The organism is Shewanella septentrionalis, from assembly GCF_025370265.1.
In the GTDB taxonomy this organism is placed as follows: Bacteria; Pseudomonadota; Gammaproteobacteria; order Enterobacterales; family Shewanellaceae; genus Shewanella; species Shewanella hafniensis.
In genome coordinates this window covers 1-3345 of record NZ_JAMTCC010000091.1, presented here as the reverse complement: position 1 = coordinate 3345, position 3345 = coordinate 1, and the positions used below count along the sequence as shown (strand labels likewise).

General features: G+C 43.2%; 6 protein-coding genes. All 6 read right to left on the bottom strand.

The features are described from left to right. Window positions 1-114: 114 nt before the first annotated feature. The 6 genes from NE536_RS22525 to NE536_RS22500 all read right to left on the bottom strand — a co-directional run bounded on the left by NE536_RS22525 (window position 115) and on the right by NE536_RS22500 (window position 2996). Window positions 115-1038, bottom strand: coding sequence for an IS5-like element ISSod12 family transposase (locus NE536_RS22525; protein WP_261274081.1), 924 nt, complete (start codon window positions 1036-1038; stop codon window positions 115-117). Window positions 1039-1236: 198 nt separating this feature from the next. Then, window positions 1237-1521, bottom strand: coding sequence for a type II toxin-antitoxin system RelE family toxin (locus NE536_RS22520; protein WP_011979492.1), 285 nt, complete (start codon window positions 1519-1521; stop codon window positions 1237-1239). Continuing rightward, window positions 1511-1753: a type II toxin-antitoxin system RelB/DinJ family antitoxin gene (locus tag NE536_RS22515; RefSeq protein ID WP_011979491.1), complete on the bottom strand. Its 243-nt coding sequence runs from the start codon at window positions 1751-1753 to the stop codon at window positions 1511-1513. Before NE536_RS22515 ends, NE536_RS22520 begins: the two co-directional genes overlap by 11 nt. A 326-nt stretch (window positions 1754-2079) precedes the next feature. Further along, on the bottom strand, window positions 2080-2352 hold the full coding sequence (locus tag NE536_RS22510) for a hypothetical protein (RefSeq protein ID WP_011979490.1): 273 nt from the start codon (window positions 2350-2352) through the stop codon (window positions 2080-2082). Further along, entirely contained in the window at window positions 2349-2423 is a 75-nt protein-coding gene (locus NE536_RS22505; RefSeq protein ID WP_261274082.1) for a hypothetical protein, read from the bottom strand. The genes NE536_RS22510 and NE536_RS22505 overlap by 4 nt, the downstream gene beginning before the upstream one ends. A gap of 21 nt (window positions 2424-2444) precedes the next feature. Further along, entirely contained in the window at window positions 2445-2996 is a 552-nt protein-coding gene (locus NE536_RS22500) for a DUF2913 family protein (RefSeq protein WP_261274080.1), read from the bottom strand. Window positions 2997-3345 lie beyond the last annotated feature (349 nt).

Here is a 3345-nt window from a genome sequence, read left to right as displayed (position 1 = left end):
CAACAAGGGAGTTTATGAAGCAAGATGTGACGGCTTACATGAAATATTACAACTTGGAGCGGCTTTGTTTCCTAAATCGAGTCAGCGAACAAAACTCTCATCATTGTTCAAATATCAAGCTACATAGTGGGTTTCAGGCATACCTAGCCCAGTAAGCTTGTTCAAAGCCCTAATCATAGCGTAAGTTTCTCCCACCTGAGCGTTATAATTACGCATGCTCAATGTGCCTCCTAACAGTTGTTTTATCCTGTACATGGCGGTTTCTGAGATTGAACGTCGATGGTAACCATACCGTTTTTTCCACTGCTTATTTGAGCCATGAAGCTGTTGCCAACTGACGGCTAAGTTTCGTGGATGCCCTTGTTCCCATAGCGCAGCACCTTCCCTAGGTGGAATGAGCACTAAAGCGCGTTTTCGACGAACGGCTTCGTGACAGGCTTTCGTGTCGTAAGCACCATCACCCGAGATATTGCGGATTTTTCGATGGGTTTGCTTAAGTAAATTGGGCATCACTTCAGCGTCTGTGACACCTGATAAACTGAGTTCTGCGGCAATAATTTCATGGCTATGTGTATCTACAGCAATATGCAGTTTACGCCACACTCGGCGCTTTCCATCTGTGTCATGTTTCTTAACTTTCCACTCACCTTCGCCATAGACCTTCAAGCCTGTCGAGTCGATAGCTAAGTGCTCAATGGCGCCGCGAGTCTTGGTTTTAAAAGCAATATTGACCGTTTTCGCGCGTTTACTGATGCAGGTGTAATGCGGGCAAGATAATGGGATGTCACCCAGTTTAAACACCGAATTGATGAAGCCTTGTAAGGCTCGCAGTGGCATAGAGAAAATACGCTTAACCATCAACGCAGTGGTAATGGCTAAGTCGCTAAACACTTGAGGGCGACCTTTCTTGGGCTGCTCGACCTTGGCTTTCCACTTAGCAATTGCATCCTCATCAATCCAGAAGGTAAGTGAACCGCGGTTGATTAAGGCTTGGTTGTATTGCTTCCAGTTGGTTGTTTTATAGCGAGGTTTTGACACGGTTGATGGGTAAGTTAATAGGCGATGCCGATCAGATCTGCGGCTACGGTTTTAGTTCAACCTATTTAGGAAACAAAGCCCCAGACTGATTCACGCTGACCTTAAAACAGACCCATTTCGCCCCGTTTCTTCCTTCCAACGGGGCTTTTTTTTGTCCTAAAATGAATCAAATCTCTAGAGAACTGATTCATACCTCATTTAAAGGCGCTTTTCTGCTGTTGAATACACCGCTAATCGTTCACGCTTGCCTACGGCCACGACAAACACGGTAATGCGTTCATCTTGTACTTGATATACCAAGCGATAACCTGATGTACGCAACTTGATTTTGTAACAGTCAGGGAGATCTCTAAGTTTGTTAGCCCCGATATGAGGATGTTGCAGTATCTCGGCCAGTTTCTTTTTTAACTGCTGCCTGATGGGATCTCCAAGCTTGTTCCATTCCTTTAATGCGCGGGGATCAAATACTAACTTATAGATCATCGAGCGAAACCTCGATCCCCTTTCGAGGGCTCGCTAAACGCTCTTTAACCAAGGAGATCAAGGCTTCATCCTCTGCTGTTAGCAGTACGGGTTTAAATGGCATAGCGCCGCTTGTGGCGACATACTCAAGCATTTGCCGCAATGCCTCAGAGGGACTAACGCCTAATTTTTCCAACACAGCAAAAGAACGCTCCTTAAGCTCGTCATCGATGCGAATATTAATAGTGCCCATACTGCCTCACGGTGTAGTTACATTTGTAAGTACATTATAGTAAATACAGAGCACTAAAGACAATAAAGAATGCTATCCAGAGGATATAATCGCCCCATTTCAATTTTTTGTGTTTGCAGTTTTTTGTCGTTTAAAAATCTGGTGATCGGTTGGGTGGGATCTCCCCTGGTTAATTCGCTTTTCAATTAACCAAGGTAGGACGGGTCCAGTGCTCTTTGACCCTAATTTGACAAGATCATGTTTTTAATACTAATTTCGAGGGGATGGGCGTAAAACCCCATAAACGGAAAAGGGCGGCGAAGCCGCCAAAATTTTGTGACTTATTTTTAGTGATCTTTGGGAATATCAATGACACCAACAGCAATACCTTGTGCTAAACGCTCCATCCATTTCGCAAAGCGAAAATACCCCGGATATTGCAGACAAATGTAGTCCATCTGGACTTTTGATGCGCAGTCCATCACCCGCTTAAAGGCGTCCATATAGTCATAACAGCTTTTCAATAACTGAGCGTCACCCTCCTCTGTCAGAGGAAACCGACAAGCATAATCATGAACTATTTTTGCCAAGTGTCTTTGCTCTGCAGTTAGATCGATCATTTTTTTCCTCGTAAAAGCATTCGATAGACCGTTGGTCTCGACACAGAAAATAACTCAGCTAAGTCGCTGATTGTGAGCCATTACACACATGCCTACTTTTTAGGGTGCAGCATAAGATGACCTTGTTTTTCGTCAACATTATGCTGCTGTATTTCAGCCAAGAACAAGCCTTTGGCATTCACTAAATCAACTACGTCTATTACCTTATCTGACTCTAAAAACAGTGACACTGGTGCAACCTGCTCACCTGAAACTGTAAATCCGTTTTCTATGTGCTCTTGCAACATGTAAATGGTGTTCGGTAATTTTCGCTCGTTACCCCTTACATTTAAGAATCTGGTGGGTAGCGTTAACTCAGCTTCAATGAACGTCAACAAGTCAAACAACTGCTTTGCTTTCGTCGCTTGCTGGTCATAACGTTGCGACAGCTCATAAAGCCCAACAATTTTAGATTCCAAATCATACGAGGCAATACGCCCTAGAGATATCAGGCTTCTTATCTCCTTTTTTGCTTGCTGATAGTGCTTATCTTTTATCATTGGTTTTAGGTAGCGGATCAAAATGTCATTACGCTTTGCTTTAGGGGTAAAGCGTTCTGTTTCAGCCACGCTTAAATAGAGGTGTAAGAGTGCGTTATCGAGCACGTCACAAAAATCATAGCTAGAGTTCACGCTGTGCATATCAAAGTAAGAGATGGTGAGCCATTTTACCATTTTACCATTTTGAGCCTTTGAGGGCTATTTTTAGCTGAATGACCAAAATGGTGAAATTGACCAATTATTGAGTTCTTATTTTTCGTGATTTTAGGGGCTGTAAACCTGTGGTTTTGAGGCGTTAGATAGTGATATTGATTGAGTGGTCATAACGCGATGCGCACAATAACCATAATGTTAAATTGCGCCACAAAAGCTAAATTTTCACTTTGTCTTTTTAAGATGAAATCAGAAAACTTATTGAGCGCGGAGCGCAAACTTACGACCACCGCAAATGTTA

Coding starts and splice junctions, on each gene's coding strand:
- NE536_RS22510 (WP_011979490.1), bottom strand. CDS start 2,352: ATGATCGATCTAACTGCAGAGCAAAGACACTTGGCAAAAATAGTTCAT.
- NE536_RS22520 (WP_011979492.1), bottom strand. CDS start 1,521: ATGATCTATAAGTTAGTATTTGATCCCCGCGCATTAAAGGAATGGAAC.
- NE536_RS22515 (WP_011979491.1), bottom strand. CDS start 1,753: ATGGGCACTATTAATATTCGCATCGATGACGAGCTTAAGGAGCGTTCT.